Origin of the sequence: Methylobacterium sp. 2A (genome assembly GCF_009806555.1) — a bacterium.
Taxonomy (GTDB): Bacteria; Pseudomonadota; Alphaproteobacteria; order Rhizobiales; family Beijerinckiaceae; genus Methylobacterium.
Genome location: NZ_VUOK01000049.1, coordinates 1 through 17,438 on the forward strand (window position 1 = coordinate 1; position 17,438 = coordinate 17,438).

Sequence of the window (17,438 nt, forward strand, 5' to 3'; positions counted from 1 at the left end):
CACTGAATGGACGAAACGAGGAGCGCGAGAATAGGGCAACGCTTCAGGTAAGTGGGCGTCTTACATCGGCGTCAAAGGAGATCAAGCTGGCCCGGTTCCGGGTCTAGTCGAATAACACCCAGGAGAAGCCAGATATTTGGACGTTTGGCCATATTGCCCATCGCAAATATCATCCCACGGCGAGGGTACTCGTCATTGTAAATGCCCGACAAACGTTCTAAGGCGCTTGTCTCTCCATACTCTCGACGCCACTTCCAAAACGTGGTGCTGGTCTCCCAGTCTTCACATGTGCCGTGGTGAGGACCATTTGCGTCATGGTAAGAGAAGCGGAAATGGTAGGGCAGCGGCTCCAGGGCACGCAGGTCGTCGCGGTCGAACAAACCCTTCTGAGCTACGGCCTCGCGATAGGCTGCGCGCTCCTTCTCGATCAAAGAGGAATTCTTCGGTCGCCAGTGGAAGCGGGTGTTTAACGGGCGGATTAGCGCCAGTGAGTGTCCTGCTGCTGCGGCGTGTGCAGCAGAAGGAGCGATCATCGGCCCGAGCAGCCGAAGACGCTCCGATTGGGGGAGCTTCGCGCTGACTGCAATCGTCTCCTCGGCGACATGGCAGCTTTCTACCCGTCGATCATTTGTTGGGGGACGATAGCGAAAATCTACCCACTGCCAACGTGCAAATTTGTTTTCACGTAGATGTCGGAAACGGATTGGGTAGAGGCGCTTCCACTCGCCTGATGGCGTCACGCCCGCGCAGCATACCGTCTCTCCGTAACGCCTACTCGGGTGTGGGAGCGCCTTGACCAGCACTGTGACGCGGCACGCGGTGAGCATGATGGACATATCGTGAAGGCGCGTCACCGTAGAGATCGAAAACCTTCATACCACGATCCTGCAACCTCAGCGCAATTATCGAACGGTGGCAGACCTGCGGGTCACGCTCGAAGCACAAAAGGCAGGTAGCGCTTGCGTCAGCTAAACGGGCCAGATCATCGAGGGCTGCGCGCGCGTTGCTCGTGTCCATGTGGGCTGAGAACACCGCCCTGAAGCGATCATAGTCGCCCATGCGCGCCGCCTCGCGACCCTCTCTCGGATCGCCAAGATCGAGGAAATGCTCGTAGGCGATATCAGCCTCGGCGAGCGCTGCTCGCAGCCTCTGCTTGGAAAAGCCCTTCTTGCGGGAATGTGGGACTGCTCGCACGTCGGCTACGGTCCTGACCCCGACCGCAACGAGGGTAGAGATGAAGCGCTCGATATCAGTCCCCTCGTAGCCAATCGTATAGAACGTTTTGGGCACCGCGCCGCTCCCACTTTCCCGATCTAATCACAGCCAGCGGAGCCGCGCTGCGCCCGATCCAGAACGAGCTACACCATAAGCAAGGGCTTCGCACCCGGCACCTGCACCGTCCTCGGATCGCCGTTCTGCCCTTCGTCTCTGCTCATCGAAGCGTTGCAGCCCCGCCTCACCATCACCGGAACGACACGGGCCGATCCGACCTCAAATTGTAGGCCATGCCTTCGCCAGTTACGGTCTCCGCGTTCGAGAAAGGCCGATAGGGCGGGGCGTAAAGCCGCCCAAGAGCGGTCCCGGTGGGGAAATCATGACAAACGATGTGCGCGCCGTTCTGGCTCAGTTTCGCAAGGTGGCGCACAGCGAGCGTGAGAAAGGAACCTACTTCGAACGGCTCGCGGTCGTATTTCTCAAGAACGATCCTGGCATGGCGCAAGAGTACGAGGACGCCTGGACGTTTACAGACTGGGCCAAAGCTCGTGGTCTGAGCGCGAAGGATACTGGCATTGATGCAGTTGCCAAGCTGCGCGGTGCTGATGGTTATTGCGCGATCCAATGTAAGTTCTACCGATCCGGTTACCATCTTCAGAAGTCGGACATCGACAGCTTCTTCACCGCTTCAGGCAAGCAGCACTTCGTCCGCCGCCTCATTATCGATACCACGGATGCGGCGTGGAGCACGAACGCCGAGGAAGCTCTCGACGGCCAGCAGATCGCCACCACGCGTGTCGGCCTCGACCGCCTGGAGCAGAGCCCAATCGATTGGGGCGCATTCCTCCTGCGTAACACCGTAGTTGTGGCTCCCAAAAAGGAGCCGCGCCCGCACCAGATTGAGGCGGTGGCCTGCGTCCGCACCGGCTTCGCCGGAGGGGACAGGGGCAAGCTCATCATGGCTTGCGGCACCGGAAAAACGTTCACGGCGCTCAAGATCGCGGAGGCGCTCGCAGGACCGGGCCGGCTGGTGCTGTTCCTCGTGCCTTCGCTATCGCTCATGTCGCAGTCCGTGCGCGAGTGGACCATCGATTCGAAGACGGCCCTACGCTCCTTCGCAGTGTGCTCAGACGCCCAGGTCGGCAAGCGTCGCGTCGGCAGCGACGATGCCGCGGAGATCGACGCCCACGACCTCGATTATCCAGCGACGACCAGCGCGGCGAAACTCGCCCAGCAGGTCGCGAATCCTGCTGCCGACCGCATGACCGTGGTTTTCGCCACCTACCAGTCGATCCAGGCCGTTGCTGACGCCCAGAGCCGGCACGGACTGCCCGAGTTCGACCTCGTCATATGCGATGAAGCTCACCGCACCACGGGCGCGCGGTTTCCCGGCGAGGAGGACAGCAACTTCATCAGAGTGCATGACGGCGCGTTCATCCGCGGCAAGAAGCGCCTCTACATGACGGCCACGCCCCGCGTGTTCGGGGCCGACGCGAAGGCCAAAGCGAGCGAGGGATCGGTCGAACTCTGCTCGATGGATGACGAGGCCCTGTTCGGTCCGACCTTCTTCCAGCGCGGCTTCGGGTGGGCGGTTCAGAATCGGCTGCTCACCGACTACAAGGTGATCGTGCTCGCTGTGGACGAGGCGATGGTGAGCACCAGCATACAGCGCCGGCTGGCCGATGGCACCAACGAACTCAAGCTCGACGACGCCACTAAGATCATCGGTTGCTACAAGGCGCTGACCAAGGCCGGGCTGAAGGAGGACATCGCGTCCGACCCGCAGCCGATGCACCGTGCGCTCGCCTTCTGTAAGGATATCGCGTCATCCAAGTTGATCTGCTCGCAGTTCGGGGCCGTGGTCGCGGATTACCTTGATTCGGACGAGGGCCGGGATGTTGAGGACGGGCGCGCGCCGCTTCAGTGCGAACTGGAGCATGTCGATGGCACCTTCGGCGCGAAACGGCGAACTGAGCGCCTGGACTGGCTCAAGGCCGATGAAGGTGAGAGCACCTGTCGCATCCTGAGCAACGCGCGCTGCTTGTCTGAAGGTGTGGACGTGCCCGCGCTCGACGCGATCCTGTTCCTGCACCCCCGCAAGTCACAGATTGACGTGGTGCAGTCGGTCGGCCGGGTCATGCGCCGAGCCGAGGGCAAGCGCATGGGTTACGTCATCCTGCCCATTGGCGTGCCCGCTGGGATGACGCCGGAGGAGGCGCTGAACGACAACGAGCGCTACCGAGTGGTGTGGCAGATTCTGAATGCGCTGCGCTCGCACGACGAGCGCTTTGACGCCACCATCAATAAGATGGACCTCGGCGTTGACGTGTCGGATCACATCGAGGTGATCGCGGTCAGCAACAAGTTGCCTTCGAAGACGGAAAAGGCGCGAGGCACCGCCAACATCGGTCGCGGCAGTGCAGCCGCCGAGGACGAGGGGGACGCCGACAGTCCGTCGAAGGAGGTCGGTCCCGGTCAGATCGAGTTCGTGTTTGACGAGTTCGCCAAGGCAATCATGGCGAAAATTGTAAAGAAGTGCGGGCGGCGGGATTATTGGGAAGATTGGGCGGGCGACATCGCCAAGATCGCTCAGACACACATAACGCGCATCACTGCTGTGGTGCAGAAGCCCGGTCGGGAGCGCGACGCGTTCTCAGATTTTCTGGCAGAAATACGAGACGATTTGAACGAGAGCATCTCCGAAGCTGAGGCTATCGAAATGCTCGCCCAGCACATTATCACCAGACCGGTGTTCGACTCTCTCTTTGAGGACTACAGCTTCGCCAGGCACAACCCCGTCTCAATGGCGATGCAGTCTGTGCTCGACAAGCTGGACGAACATAATCTGGAAAAGGAGGCCGAGTCGCTCCAGAAATTCTACGCAAGCGTTAAGCTGCGGGCGCAAGGCATCGACAACGCCGAAGGCAAGCAGCGCATCGTCGTCGAACTCTACGATAAGTTTTTCCGCAACGCCTTTCCCCGCATGACGGACCGGCTCGGGATCGTCTACACGCCGGTCGAGGTTGTAGATTTTATCATCCATTCCGTGAACGACGTGCTCCAGGCCGAGTTCGGACAGACGCTCGGCAGTCCCGGCGTCCACATCGTCGATCCGTTCACCGGCACTGGTACGTTCATCACACGGCTGCTTCAGTCCGGGCTGATCCGACCCGAGGAGTTAGCGCACAAATATCTGCACGAAATTCACGCCAATGAGATGGTGCTACTTGCTTACTACATTGCGGCGATCAACATTGAAGCCGTCTATCACACCCTTTCGGGCGAAGAATACAAACCTTTCGAGGGCATCTGTCTCACCGACACCTTTCAGCTTTACGAACAAGACCACGATCTCATCTGCGACCTGATGGCGGACAACAGCAACCGCCGTACCCGTCAAAAGGCGCTCGATATCAAAGTTATCATGGGTAATCCACCCTACTCCGAAGGCCAAAAAAGCGAGAACGATAACGCAGAAAATCTCGTGTACCCTAAGCTCGATGATCGAGTGCGCTCGACATACGCTGCGCTCTCAAATGCAACACTATCGAAGGGCTTATTTAATAGTTACGTTCGCGCACTTCGGTGGGCGAGTGACCGCATAGGCACGTCAGGAGTAATCGGCTTCGTCACAGCATCGGGATTCATCACTCGTTCTTCGATGGACGGATTGCGAAAGACTCTGGCCGATGAGTTCTCAAATTTATACATTGTCAATTTGAGAGGTGACATTCGCAAAAATATGCTCAGCAAGGGCAAGGCGAGAGAGGGCCAAAACATCTTTGGAAGCGGCAGCATGTCGGGGATCGCTATTTCGATCCTTGTTCGGAATGACTCTTCTGCCGAGAAGGGAAGTATTTTCTATTACGACATAGGCAATGATCTTTCGACAGTGAACAAACTGAACGTCGTGCGCGCTCTGCATTCAGTTAGTTCCGAAAAGATGAAATTAAGCTGGACGAAGTTGGTCCCAGATGATCACGGTGACTGGCTGAACCAGCGCGATAGTGGCTTCACTAACTTCATCGTTATGGGCGACAAAAAGGGAGACGCTAAAAAACTCTTTAGTAATTTCTCGCTCGGCGTTGTCACAAACCGGGATGCGTGGTGCTACAACGCAAGCCGAGAAGCAGTGGCCGCTAACATGAGACGAATGATTGGCGTTTATAACGCTGAAACGGCCCGCTTTCAAAGTGCGCACCTGAATAGTGATCGAAGCACAAAAACAAAGTCGGCCGACAGTTTCGTTAATCCCGACCCGAAACTCATTAGCTGGACTAGGGCGCTGAAGTCCGATCTGGTCAGAAACAAGATTTTCTCCTTTGATGAAGATTGCTTGATTCCAAGCCTGTACCGTCCATTCTCAAAGCAATGGATGTATTATAATCGCAATTTCAATGAAATGGTATACCAAATGCCTCGGATATTCCCGAATGCTCGGGCGGTCAATCGCGTCATCTGCGTCGGCGGTATTTCCGACGACAGCGGCTTTTCTGTTCTTATGTCAGACACTCTGCCAAGCCTCCACACTCTTCGAAGCGGCCAGTGCTTCCCTAGGTTCCTCTACGAAGTCGATGAGGATGCAGGGAACGACGGCCTGCAAACGAGCATGAATTTGTCTCATGAGCCTGATCACAAGGCCAGCCGGGGAATGCGCGACGCACTCACCGAGGAAGGACTCGCACACTTCCGATCCACTTACTCCTGCGCTAATATTTCCGAGGAAGACGTTTTTTACTATACATATGGTATTCTTCATTCGGAAGATTACCGGTCGCGGTTCGCCGACAATCTCTTAAAGGAATTACCCCGCATTCCTTGTGTCCGCGGCATTAACAATTTCCGAGCTTTCGTCGAGGCAGGCCGAAAACTCGGCGACCTTCACGCCGGCTACGAGTCAGTCGAGCCTTACGCCGTTACACTGACCCAGGGCGACCTGCGGCTTGCCAACATCTCTGACCCCAAGTCATTCTACAGGGTCGAGCAGATGCGCTTTGCGGGCAAGAGGTCAAATCCCGACAAAACCACAGTTGTCTACAACGCCAATATCACGATGACCGGCATTCCGCTGGCCGCCTATGAGTACATCGTGAACGGAAAGCCGGCGCTTGAATGGGTAATGGAGCGCCAATGCGTCAAGTTTGACAAGGCTAGTGGGATCATGAACGATGCCAACCACTATGCCGTTGGGACCGCTGACGGGCCTGCTTACCCCCTCAAATTATTCCAGAGAGTTATCACCGTCAGCCTGGAAACGGTGGCCATTGTTCGGTCTTTGCCGCCGTTGGAAATCATGGCTGATCCGGCCCAAAAATCTGAATCAATGGCTGCCGAGTGACCCTCGTCGCCTTCTTGGCGCGGCCGATCCGCCCCTGAGCCATAGAGCCGACCATGCGGCACACGTGCCTTCAGTCTAAGCGCAGGTTGCTACTGGGCTTCGCCGGCTCCGTAGCGTCCTCGGGCCAAGATGAAGCATTCTCGGTATCTTAACTGTCCGGCATCAAACGAGGTGCGCTCAGCACAGATTTGTGAGATTCTAATCGACTCTTCCGTGGTCAGGAGGGTCGATGCCGGACAGTGCTCGCCAGCTTCGTCGGCCGCGTCCGTTTAATGGTTCCTACCTCGAAACCGCCTGCCTGCTTGATGCGGCATGTCCCGGCTTCATCAACCGTGTGTTCTACGCCTCCCATCTTCGGCGTGCCGCCATCTTCTCGGCCCTGGCCGAGATCAAGTTCGACGGTGTCATGGATGTCGCCTCCCGGTTGCGGCCTCCTGCGCCGGCACTCTGCTACCCCGATCTCGACATCTGGGCACAGGCGGCTCGCGCACTGCTGGTCCTGCGTGCTCGTGAAATCGTCCAGGCCATCCACGGCAGCGTACCGGACGGATATCTCGGTCTGCTCGCCCGAACCGGAGGTGATCCGCTGCCTCGCGGCGTTTATCGCCTCGCCCACGACCTGTACGCCAATCCGCAGCATCGAGCCCGAGCCAAGCTGCTGCGTCAGATGCCCGGACGTATCAGCGCCGACATGATCGAAACGGCCGCTCGTCTCCACCCCATCTTGCTCCACCAGAAGGTGCTTCACCGGGTTCACGCCGTGGGAGAGGTCGAGCCCCTACACGCGGCGCTCGCGCTCGTTCGCGCCCTGGTGCCGCGAGCGAGTGATGAAGCACTGCACCGGTCTCTCGACGGCCTTCGGCAGTCCGACAAGGATTTGGCGCGCTGGACAGAGTGCTGGTTACGGCGGGGCACCCGCATGCCGTTCGCTCCACCGATCCCGGCGAACGATCCCGATCTGCGCGTGCTGAACGGGATTGAGATGGTCAAGCTCGGCCGGCGCTTCCGCAACTGCGCCGCCGACCGAGTCGGGCATGTTGCTGCCGGCCTGCGCTGCTACTTGGAATGGGTCGGCGACGGCGGCCCCGCCGTGATCGAACTCCGCCGTTTGACTGGTGGCCATTTCTTGGTCGAGGACCTTCGAGCGCCGAGGAACCGCGACCTCGATCCGGACTTGGCCGAGCGCATCCGCGTCAAGCTCTCCACCTTCGGTGTCCTCAGCCCCATCGGTGTTCCTCCGACCATTGCCGGCGGTGCGTTCCTGAACCTCCTCGGCGTCTGGATCGGAGAGGAGGGCGAGGCTGACCCGTTCCTAACCGATCTGCTGAGGGAGGCGGCTTGATGCACGCGATCCGGGATCGGAATGGCCACCTACTCGGCCATCTCGACGATAAGGCGCTTTCCAACGCCATCGTGGCGCGCAACCGCCTCGGCCATATCGTCGCGATCTACGACGTTCCGTCGAACACCACGCGACTGCCGAACGGCCACACAGTGGGCTACGGCAATACCATCGCCGCCTTCCTCGTACCTGACCGCTGAGGCAGACGGACTGTGCGTGGCTTGAGCGATGCTCCTGCTCCGATACGGCAGCGCTGTGAGAAGTTGCAGGCCGAGGTGCAGAGCCTGCGGCTCGACCTTGCTGAGGCTACCGCGCTGATCGAGGCGCTCGAAAGAGAGGTCTGGCGGAGTTCCGCACGCTGGTATGGCCCCGAGGATGGCCATCCCGCATCGGGCGTGCTGGATTTGCTGATTCAAGCGCGAACCACGCTGCGTCGTGCATTGTCACCGTGGCCCGAAGCCGATGAGGAGCGTCGAGCCGAGGCGCAGAGAGACCTGCTCGTGGCCGAGGCTGCATTTGGATTCCTGCTCCGGTTGCGCACCGTGAGGAAGGCTGCCGCCGTCCGGTGAGCGTTCAGTTGCAGGGCTGGGACTGTTTGAGAGCCATGTCGATGGCAGCAGCGGAGCCGGTGAAGATCAACAAGGTGGCCATCCTCGCCGCCATCCTGCGCCGGAACGCGCTGCGTCGCGAGGCGCACCTGCCACTGCTGGATGTGCTGGCGCTCTATCACAAGGAGGTTGCCTACCGGCGCTCTCGGGCACTGCACGACGCCAACTTCCCGGCCCTTCGCGCCGAAGTGATCGAGCGCCTCGTGGCTGTGCGTGGTTCGGAGTTCATCCGGACGCGGCCAGGGGCCTGGATGGTTCACACCGAAACCTCTCGTCTCTTGCGTGAGCGCTTCTCGATCTGAGGACGACAGCGCCACGTGTTAGGGTCTGTGCCCTATCAGCTTGACCGCGAGATTGTAGGCCCAGCCTCAGCGTCGCCAGTGCTCACGAACATATTGCCGCCAGGGTTGGACCTTTCGACCGCCCGCGAACATCTTCTCCTCGATGACGGTGGCATCCTCTACGCCAACCTGAGCAAGGTGTTCCACGATCTCACAGTACCTCCGGTAGACGTTAGCGTCGTTAGCTGGCGTAACCCACCCGTCCCTGTTGATGGTGATGAACTGTGGTACGAAAAGCAGGGAGACCGATTTAGCCGTCCACTGATCGAGGATGTAGCCGTCTGGGTTCGGGCGCAGGAAGAAGATCAGCTTCGTGAAGAATGCCGTGCGGAGCCCTGGAATGTCGGCTTCATGAAACAGCGCATAAGCGGCTTCCCGACTGATTCCGCCCTCACGCAGCCGTTCAACGATGGGAACCCAGAGATGGCGCTGTTCCCAGGAGAGCCGGCGGTTCTTACCGCGCATCATGCCCCAGGCCATGCAGGCGACGAAACAAGCTTCTGGTGTCGTATCTGGCGACCGGCAGAACGCTCTCAAATCGGCTCGGGTGATAGTGCTGGTCGGCAACGGACCACCCTCGTAGTCGATGAGGGCTGTGGCCCACGATGCGGGAATACCGCCGGTCCACGAGGCTGGTCGGCCGAGCCGCACGAACTCAGCGTGGTGGCTATGATGCAGGCTCACAGGCCAATCCTCATTGACGGTGTGAGAAGCGGAGCCGCCGTTTCTTCCCAGGTTGGTAGGACCGGCTGACCGCATCGACCGCGGAATCAAGCAGTGCTAACCGGGCGGGATGGCAACCGGCAAGCCTCAGCGGCGGCACCATTATGTCCCGGAATTCTACCTCAAACGCTGGCAACTCGGTGGTGATCGGCTCCTAGAGTTCAGCCGACCCGTCCCCAACCGACCCGATGTTCGCTACCGGTGGGTATCGCCGAAGCAGACCGGGTACGTCGATAAGCTCTACTACTTGGACCACCTGCCGGAGCATCTCCGAAACGGCTACGAGGACCGATTCTTCACACCTGTCGATATGAAGGCATCTCGGGTTCTTGATCGGTTCGAGAGGGGCAACTTCGAGACGGATTCGGCACAGCGCTCATCGTGGGCGCGCTTCATCATGAGCCTCACTTTCCGTACACCGGAGACCATCCAGGCGATCAGGCGGGAGCTTGAGCGTGACATCTTCAATCCGACGCGGGAGTCTGAGCGCTCGTACAGACGGCGTCGCCGGCCGCATGATCCTCGCACGCTGCGGGCCGCTTTGGAGCAGGAGCGAAACGACGACGATCTGAACCACGTCGCCCTACAGGTCTCGACAGGGTTAGCCGACAGCCAGAAGATTGGGGAGCGCCTCATCAACACGGTCTGGGGCTTTCGGCACATGCCCCTGAACGCGCCGGCCTTGCTCACCTCTGATCGGCCCCTCGTATGGGCGTTCAGCATGGATGACCCACAATTCCACATCGTACTGCCGACCGGACCGAAGACGCTGTTCTGGGCAGCTAGGACGCCACGGATGGTTTCCACGCTACAGAACACCGAAGGTGCCCATCTCGTGCGGTTCATGAACGAGCATGTGACGCGGCGAGCCGTGCAATACGTTTGGGGAGCGAGCCTACGTCAGCAACAGTACGTGCAGCAGTTCATGGGTGTCGATCCGGAGCATACGATCCCAGATACGCTGATCGAGCAACGTTGGGCCATGCTGAAGCGTCGGGAGCGACGCGCCCGTCGCTAAATACGTGCATGACGCCGCCGCTCGACTTTTCCAAGCTCAATGAAAATCTGCCGCCCGGCGTGAAGCGCGGCTTCGTGGATGATGCCCGACGCGCCGCCACACCGCACACCGTTCGTTGCATCGGCTTGGACGAGGATGCCCTCGGGGAGCGGAGGTTTGCTCAGGAACATCAAACACGAATGCGCTGGATCAAGGCGCATTGCGAAGGTGGCTACGAGGTCGAGCCGATACGCGATGGCCAACACCGCATTGCCAGCCGCCTCTTCCGCTTTGCAGACCCTGATGAGGCGTTCTGGTTCAAGCTGCTGTTCGGGTAAGACAGCCTACCGTTGGAGACCGCCGCCGCGTGAGGAAGTGTCCGAGGTGATCGTCCCTCCGGCTCAGGCAGCGCCCGCCGCATCCTCGTCCAGCATCGCATTGAATGTCTGAGCCAAAAACTCGAAGAAGAGGGTCTCCGCATAAGCCTCCAGCGCCACCCGGATGTCGGCAGGGTCATTGGTGGTCGCCGTGAAGAGTGGGGTGTGCGTGAAGTAGCGCTTCATGGCCCATGAACCAAGCTCTTCCGCGCTGAACTCAACCTCGGTCAGGACCTCATCCTTGTGGGCGGGAAGCTCCGAAGGTACACCTTCCAAGGAGCAGACTTGGATGACGCCACTGATCGAATCAACCAGCTTGCTGTCCACCCCGAGGCGGAGGTCGAGCCGCTTTAGGAATGCATAATGCTCCGCGAAGCGGGGAAAGGAGCGGTATTCGTCTTCGAGATAAGGGAGCCGGATTGCAGCTTCTGCGGCCCGTAAGACCATGCAGCTATGACGCCAGTCTTCGACACCGGCCTCACCGATAACCCCCTCCAATTCCTTCAGCACAGCAGGATCGCTCATATCGTATGCCGTGAGGCGATGTTTTGTCATAATTTGATGAGCTTTCTGGTTTGGTTACGCGTTGCGCGCAGGGCGCGGCCGGCACTTCGTCGAGCCTGTTCGATCTCGGCTGGCCACATGGGGGCGTAGCGACGCGGAAAAGCTATCCAGACCGCCTCAAGCCCAAAAAGTTGCGATTTTGAACGCCGCTACCCGCGCCTCGCACGCGAATGGGAAAAGGATGTGCATGTCCTCCTGCCCGGTCAGGCTCCAACGGAAGTCCGCGCAAGATGCGGAAACCTTGAGCCTAATGAACGAGGTCAGCGATCTGCTGCCCGGCCACCACGAGCATGAAGTCGTAGTCGTCATCAACCAACCCGACTGGGTCCTCCCCGGTCGCAACGAGGCCGTCAATCAGGCGGATGATCCGTAAGGCGGCCTCGTCAACTGCGATTAGCTGCCGGCCCTCGTATAGGGAGCACACAAGCATTGTACGCCTCCCTTGAAGGTGCCGGAGCGGCGCAGGTTCTTCGGGTACAGCGGGGCTCGTCCGCTTCTATCCAGTGGAGACTGATCGTCTAGGGCATTGCGGTTAGCGAATGGTCTGGGCGGCCCTTCGCATTGGGGCGGAAAGCAACAAGCGAGCAAACGTCCATTGAGTGGACGTTTGCTCGCCTCAAGATTTTTCCTCCGTCAGCACAAGCTTGCGAACGACTTCCTGCTCGGTGATGCACACGTCGAGCATTGTGATCTTATTCTTTCCAACCCGACCAAGCTGGAAAACGTACGCACCCTCCTCAAGCTCAGCAGACTCGGCGATTTTGATATGGCCGATCTCGGTCTTGAATTTGCGGCTCTCGGTAAGCGCCTTCCAGCGCTCCTGTTTCTTCGCCTCACGCACCTCAGCGAGCCGCTTGGCCTCCTCGCTTTCCCGTTGCCCCTTGCAGATCGCTTGAGCTTTCTCAAAGCCAGCCAGTAGCTGACCGTCGCCGTTGACATCCTCACGCACATCGAACCAGTCACGCGCCGCCTGGAAGTTTGCAGGCAATCCTACATGCGCGAGTGCCTCGACGCCTTTGGTCCAGAGCCCTTTCGTGCTTCTATTCACCTTTCGACCCGACATCTTCAGAGAAGCCGTGAGAACATGCTGCTCATGGCTTACTCTGCCGCGCATGCCTTTGAGGTCTGCGCGCTTATTTAACTCACCTAGAATATTGCTGTCGTCTTTCGATTCGGCAGCAAGAACATACACCGAGGCGACCAAGTCGAAGCTCGCGCTCCGCAAAGATTCGCCGCTCTCGGTCTCAATTTTGTTGTAATCCGAGATAGCTCTCGCAACTTGATCAATCGTGCTGCTGTTCGACGAGGAGGTCGGCTTTCGCACGGCTGAGTTGCTTGCGCCTTCGTTGTCCCCGTTTCTCTTGTCGGCCTCTGTATGCTCGGCGGCGGCAGCATCCTTGGCGTTATCGGTGCCTCCGGCAGGCCCGGTGCTCTGGTGAGCCGCAGCGCTCTCCGGAGTCTCAGTGCGTGTGGTGCCATTAGCGCCGCTGCCAGCATCCTCGCTCACGCTCACGGTAATGACATCTGAAACCTTGGCACTGGCATCAGCATCAGCAGCGTTGACGGCACCGCCTTCCTCGGCGGCCTGAGCGTCGCCGGCAGCCGCTGCGTGCTCAGCAATGGCAATGCCCTCGACGGGATCGGGGCTCTCGGCGGGGCCGGGGCTCTCGGCGAGACCGGTACTCTCGACGGGATCGGTGCTCTCGACGGGATCGGTGCTCTCGGCGAGACCGGTGCTCTCGACGGGATCGGCGCTCTCGATGGGATCGGGGCTCTCGGCGAGACCGGTGCTCTCGACGGGATCGGCGCTCTCGATGGGATCGGCGCTCTCGATGGGATCGGCGCTCTCGATGGGATCGGGGCTCTTGGCGAGACCGGGGTTCTCGCCGGCATTCTCGGGTGCCCGCTCAGTCGGTTGCATGACGATCCTCAGACGGAAGGGAGAAGAGGGCGCTCATGTCTCGGCGCTCATCTTCTATCCTGTTAGCATCATACTCTCCTGTAGGCAAGTATGATGCGTGAGATCGGCATCAATGACGAACGGCGGGATTTATGGTAGAGAGGCGCGGTGGATTAAAGGGGTCGAGCGTGTCGAAATCAGCGCAATGGGACCAGGGCGATGCCGTTGCACGTGCTGGGGCAGCACTCCTGCTATTGCATCGTGAGGGAATTAGCTTGCCTGCCGCGATAGCGCTGATCTGGATTGCCGGTGTGACCATGCAGAAGGACAATCCACGCGTACCAAACATCAGCGACATTCAGCAGGTTCTTGGGCTCAAGACGCTTTCAGGAGCGAGCCGCCTGCTGGCGAACCTTGCTGATACTGAAGGTCCGGCTCTTGTCATGAGTGATCGCGGTGTGCGCGGGGCGCGCTCCGAGGCATACTTTCTTACCGCGAAGGGGCGAGAATTAGTGGGTCGTGTCGTCAGTGTGCTCACTGACGGAGCAGTCACGGAGATCGATGCCTATGCACTCTCTACATTTGCGCAAGCGCGGTTCGTCGATGGGATAGAGAGTAAAAGCTTATGCAAGACCGACGAAGATGACGAAGGGTTAACCCTGAAAGTCACGGTGCCGGATGAAGCGACCCTCGTCGAGATGAAGAGTTGGACTCAAGAATTCCTCCAGGGCGCGGCTCGCGTCACGGTTGAAAACCGGTGTGTCACGATCACTTTCTCCGATTTAGCTGACGCTGTTTACTTCAAGCTTCGGTGGTGTTGACTGCTTCCAGGCACGTGTTGCCTTCCCGAGCCTCGTCATTCTCGCGCTCCTCGTTTCGTCCATTCAGTGGACGATCCTCGACCTCTCCTGGCCGCGCGCTTGCCTCCTCCCCCTGTCCCAAAAACCCTGGCGGTAGGGCTTCGCCGACCCTCCCGCTAACCTCCTGTAATTGCTCACTCCACCATCGCCGCCGACCGTCTGCCCTGGCTGTATCGGGAACCATGTGTTTTCGGATCGGGTGGCCGGCGGAGCCGGATCATGGGATTCTGCCTGTATGAGCCGACGCGTCGCCCTCTACGCCCGTGTGAGCACCGACCAGAACCAGACGGTCGAGAACCAGCTTCGCGAGCTTCATGCCGCCGCGGCCCGGCTCGGCTGGGTCGTCATCGCCGTCTTCACGGATGAGGGGGTGAGCGGGACCAAGGGCCGGGATCAGCGGCCGGGCTACGATGCGCTCCTCAAGGGGATCGCCCGGCGGGAGTTCGATCTCGTAGCAGCCTGGAGCGTCTGCCGGCTGGGCCGCTCGCTTCAGGACCTCGTCGCCTTCCTGGGCGAGGTACAGAACCGGCAGATCGGCGTGTACCTACACGTTCAAGGGCTCGACAGCACGACGCCGGGGGGACGCGCCATGTTTGGCATGTTGAGCGTCTTCTCGGACTTCGAAGCCGCGATGATCCGCGACCGGGTTGTGGCCGGTCTTAATCGGACCAGAGCCAAGGGCACGCGGTTGGGCCGCCCGCCGATGCCGGCCGAGCGGGTCGAGGCGATCCGGGCGATGCTGGAGAGCGGCAGGAGCATCCGTGAGGTCGCCCGAGCGACCGGGGCCGGTACCGCCTCGGTTCAGCGGGTCAGGGCGTCGATGCAGGCCGAGGTCGAGCAGGCCGCCGCTGCGTGAGGCCGCGCAGGGCGGTATGGTGAAGGTATCGAAGGGGGAAGAAGTCGAGGGCAGGACAGCAGGACAGCAGGACCACAGAAGTACCGCGGCCAATTCGAGTCATGATATCCGTATCTAAATTTCTTATACTTCTGTCCTAACTATCCTAGTGTCCTAAAAAGTCAAGCCCGCAGAGCGGAAGCTCGGCGGGCTGGCCAGGACACCCTCGGTTGGAGGTGTCCTGGCCCTGTCCTGCATCAGCCCAGGAACTCGTACTGGACGTTGCCGCCGACCTTGCCCAGGTGCTTGAAGCGGGCGTTCTGGCCGTCCCGCTCCATGCGGCGCATCTCATGCCCCCACTCCGTCAGGCTCGTCTTGTGCGGGCCGGGATAGTATCTCTCCTCGAACTCGCGGAAGAACTCGTAGAGGAGCTTCGCCTTGACCCGGCCGCGGTCATCGAGGCTGAAGCCGTCGATGCGGGTCGGGTTGAAGTCGGTCAGCCAATGCTCGACCCGACCCATCTCACGGCTCTCTTCCTGTACCTCGACGAGTACCGTCTTGAAGGAGGCCATGGGGCACGGCCCTTCATGATCTACGCTCTTCCAGAGCGTCGCCCAGTTCAGGGTGTTGAGGAACTCCCAGTCCGGGTCGTTGCTGTACCGGAGGGCGACGAACCGGCGGATGCCGGTGGGGTCCTTGATCAACTGCTCCAGGGTCTTGTTGGAGCATCCGATGAAGGTGGCGTTCTGCTCAATCTCGACCTTCGTATTCGTGTAGAGCGGCTTGCGGGTCAGGGCCTCGGCCGTGATGGCGTTCTTGATCGTGTCGATGTTGGCCTTCGACGCGTAACCCATCTCGTCGATGAACAGGACGTAGCTCGCCCAGATATCGATGTTGCGGTCGTCCTCGATCATCTTGAAGTCCACACCGAGCACGAGTTCCTTGATCGGGCTCAGCATGGCTCGAACGAAGGTGGACTTGCCCTTGCCCTGGGTGCCGAGAATCACCGGCATGAGGTGATCGTAGACGGGTAGGCCGCGCAGCTTGCGCTTCACCTGATGCATGAACTTCTTCAGGACGGCGACGACGAACGAGGCCGGCATGTCCTCGGAGGTGACGAAGAGCCTCTGGCCGATATCGAGCCAGAGACACTCGGCCTCATCCTGCTGCGAGACCGGGACGAGCGGACCTGCCAAGGTCGCGTAGAGGTCGAAGCGGCGCTCGCGGCGGGCGAACTCGACCCACTCGATCACCGCATCGTTGATGGCTCGATCCGCAAACCCGAGACGGTGCCTGTCGGAGATCATGCGAAGTTGCCGCATGAACGCGTCGAGATTCACTCTGGTGGGGTGGGCAAAGTGTACCTTGTCGGCGATCAGCGGGATGGCCAGATCGGCCTTGCCGACAACCTCGCCTTCGATGACCTTGAGACCATCCTTGGCGATCTGGCCGTTGTACAGGCACGTCATCTTATCGCGCTCAACGACCAGCCGAACGAGTTCCGCGGGGTACTGGGGTATGGCTCCAAGGTCGTTGCGGATGCGGACAAGGCGCAGTTCCCTCTCGTACTCCTTGATCGTGAACTCCAGCATGTGGGCGTTCTTCTTGATCCAGGCGCGTGCGTCGGGATGGTCGTGACCGTCAAGCTGAGTGGCGAGGAACTGGGCGTCTGGAATGACGCCCTGGATTAGGCCGGCGGTGAAGTCCGCGAGGGCGGACGTGACCAGTTCCTGACGGGTATGCACCCGCGCGCTATCGGAGCCAGCCGCAACTGGCAGTGCGTGAATAGACATTTAAAAACAATCCTTTAGGTCAAAAAATGAAACCCGCGAGGGGGAGCGGCCCCCCGCGGGTCAAAGGATTGCGAAACGTCAACGCCGCGCGCCCAGGCGGCAATTGCCTGGACCCGTATTTAGCGTCGCTGACGAGAGCAGTCCCCCGCTCGGGGCCGAGGCACCAACGTGCCTGGGATACTTATCCCCGACCACCCCGGCCGGCGGCGATAAAAAAACGGGGGGTGCGGCGGACTGCCGCACCTAGCGTTCTCGCGACGAGGCTGCCGTCCTGACCATGAGGGACACGATGGCCCCCAACGGGCAGGAAGCGAGACCGTTGAGGAGAAGGGGAACAGGCCCATGTCGGCTCATCGCTCCTCGGAAACTGTGCCGACCCCACCACGCGCGGCTCGACGAGGCTCAACGTCCGAAAATCCGCTAAGGATCGATGCTGATTGGGTTTTTGGAAACACCAATCTGGGGCGGTTTACGAGCCATCGACCTTCAAAACCAGCGGTACGCCAACAGCGTACGGTGGGTTCGATTCCCATCCGCTTCCGCCA

16 protein-coding genes are annotated in these 17,438 nt (G+C 60.0%); 10 read left to right on the plus strand and 6 right to left on the minus strand.

Features of this window, described 5'->3' with window-relative positions; genetic code table 11:
* Nucleotides 1–71: 71 nt before the first annotated feature.
* Nucleotides 72–740: a hypothetical protein gene (locus FVE89_RS22435; RefSeq protein ID WP_160536489.1), complete on the minus strand. Its 669-nt coding sequence runs from the start codon at nucleotides 738–740 to the stop codon at nucleotides 72–74.
* 31 nt (nucleotides 741–771) lie between these two features.
* On the minus strand, nucleotides 772–1,290 hold the full coding sequence (locus FVE89_RS22440; RefSeq protein WP_160536490.1) for a DUF488 domain-containing protein: 519 nt from the start codon (nucleotides 1,288–1,290) through the stop codon (nucleotides 772–774).
* 304 nt (nucleotides 1,291–1,594) lie between these two features.
* On the opposite strand from FVE89_RS22440, the gene FVE89_RS22445 reads away from it, so the two are divergent.
* From FVE89_RS22445 to FVE89_RS22465, 5 genes are all read left to right on the plus strand, one after another.
* A complete protein-coding gene (locus tag FVE89_RS22445) occupies nucleotides 1,595–6,553 on the plus strand; it encodes a type ISP restriction/modification enzyme (protein ID WP_160536491.1) in 4,959 nt (1,652 codons plus the stop codon).
* Between the two features lie 229 nt (nucleotides 6,554–6,782).
* On the plus strand, nucleotides 6,783–7,895 hold the full coding sequence (locus FVE89_RS22450; protein ID WP_160536492.1) for a hypothetical protein: 1,113 nt from the start codon (nucleotides 6,783–6,785) through the stop codon (nucleotides 7,893–7,895).
* Complete coding sequence (locus tag FVE89_RS22455) at nucleotides 7,892–8,095, plus strand: hypothetical protein (RefSeq protein WP_160536493.1); 204 nt, start codon at nucleotides 7,892–7,894, stop codon at nucleotides 8,093–8,095. Before FVE89_RS22450 ends, FVE89_RS22455 begins: the two co-directional genes overlap by 4 nt.
* 21 nt (nucleotides 8,096–8,116) lie before the next feature.
* Entirely contained in the window at nucleotides 8,117–8,464 is a 348-nt protein-coding gene (locus FVE89_RS22460; RefSeq protein ID WP_160536494.1) for a hypothetical protein, read from the plus strand.
* Between the two features lie 41 nt (nucleotides 8,465–8,505).
* Complete coding sequence (locus FVE89_RS22465) at nucleotides 8,506–8,805, plus strand: hypothetical protein (protein WP_160536495.1); 300 nt, start codon at nucleotides 8,506–8,508, stop codon at nucleotides 8,803–8,805.
* Nucleotides 8,806–8,871: 66 nt separating this feature from the next.
* Here the strand turns inward: FVE89_RS22465 and FVE89_RS22470 are convergent, their stop codons facing one another.
* The gene (locus FVE89_RS22470) at nucleotides 8,872–9,528 is read right to left on the minus strand and encodes a hypothetical protein (RefSeq protein WP_160536496.1); all 657 of its coding nucleotides are present in this window, start codon (nucleotides 9,526–9,528) and stop codon (nucleotides 8,872–8,874) included.
* A gap of 109 nt (nucleotides 9,529–9,637) precedes the next feature.
* Here FVE89_RS22470 and FVE89_RS22475 point away from each other — a divergent pair, with 109 nt between their 5' ends.
* Nucleotides 9,638–10,585: a DUF4238 domain-containing protein gene (locus FVE89_RS22475; RefSeq protein WP_160536497.1), complete on the plus strand. Its 948-nt coding sequence runs from the start codon at nucleotides 9,638–9,640 to the stop codon at nucleotides 10,583–10,585.
* An 8-nt stretch (nucleotides 10,586–10,593) separates the two neighbouring features.
* Nucleotides 10,594–10,902 carry a hypothetical protein gene (locus tag FVE89_RS22480; RefSeq protein WP_160536498.1) on the plus strand — a complete coding sequence of 103 codons (309 nt, stop codon included), beginning with the start codon at nucleotides 10,594–10,596 and terminating at the stop codon, nucleotides 10,900–10,902.
* A gap of 63 nt (nucleotides 10,903–10,965) precedes the next feature.
* Here the strand turns inward: FVE89_RS22480 and FVE89_RS22485 are convergent, their stop codons facing one another.
* Nucleotides 10,966–11,466 carry a hypothetical protein gene (locus FVE89_RS22485; RefSeq protein ID WP_160536499.1) on the minus strand — a complete coding sequence of 167 codons (501 nt, stop codon included), beginning with the start codon at nucleotides 11,464–11,466 and terminating at the stop codon, nucleotides 10,966–10,968.
* A 289-nt stretch (nucleotides 11,467–11,755) separates the two neighbouring features.
* On the opposite strand from FVE89_RS22485, the gene FVE89_RS31575 reads away from it, so the two are divergent.
* Entirely contained in the window at nucleotides 11,756–11,878 is a 123-nt protein-coding gene (locus tag FVE89_RS31575) for a hypothetical protein (RefSeq protein WP_281409002.1), read from the plus strand.
* Nucleotides 11,879–12,121: 243 nt separating this feature from the next.
* Here the strand turns inward: FVE89_RS31575 and FVE89_RS22490 are convergent, their stop codons facing one another.
* Nucleotides 12,122–13,426, minus strand: coding sequence for a hypothetical protein (locus tag FVE89_RS22490; protein ID WP_160536500.1), 1,305 nt, complete (start codon nucleotides 13,424–13,426; stop codon nucleotides 12,122–12,124).
* Between the two features lie 167 nt (nucleotides 13,427–13,593).
* On the opposite strand from FVE89_RS22490, the gene FVE89_RS22495 reads away from it, so the two are divergent.
* A complete protein-coding gene (locus FVE89_RS22495) occupies nucleotides 13,594–14,226 on the plus strand; it encodes a hypothetical protein (protein WP_160536501.1) in 633 nt (210 codons plus the stop codon).
* A gap of 274 nt (nucleotides 14,227–14,500) precedes the next feature.
* Entirely contained in the window at nucleotides 14,501–15,121 is a 621-nt protein-coding gene (locus FVE89_RS22500; RefSeq protein WP_160536502.1) for a recombinase family protein, read from the plus strand.
* 236 nt (nucleotides 15,122–15,357) lie between these two features.
* Here FVE89_RS22500 and FVE89_RS22505 read toward each other — a convergent pair whose 3' ends face one another.
* Nucleotides 15,358–16,845 carry a VapE domain-containing protein gene (locus FVE89_RS22505; RefSeq protein WP_342390031.1) on the minus strand — a complete coding sequence of 496 codons (1,488 nt, stop codon included), beginning with the start codon at nucleotides 16,843–16,845 and terminating at the stop codon, nucleotides 15,358–15,360.
* Between the last annotated feature and the right edge of the window lie 593 nt (nucleotides 16,846–17,438).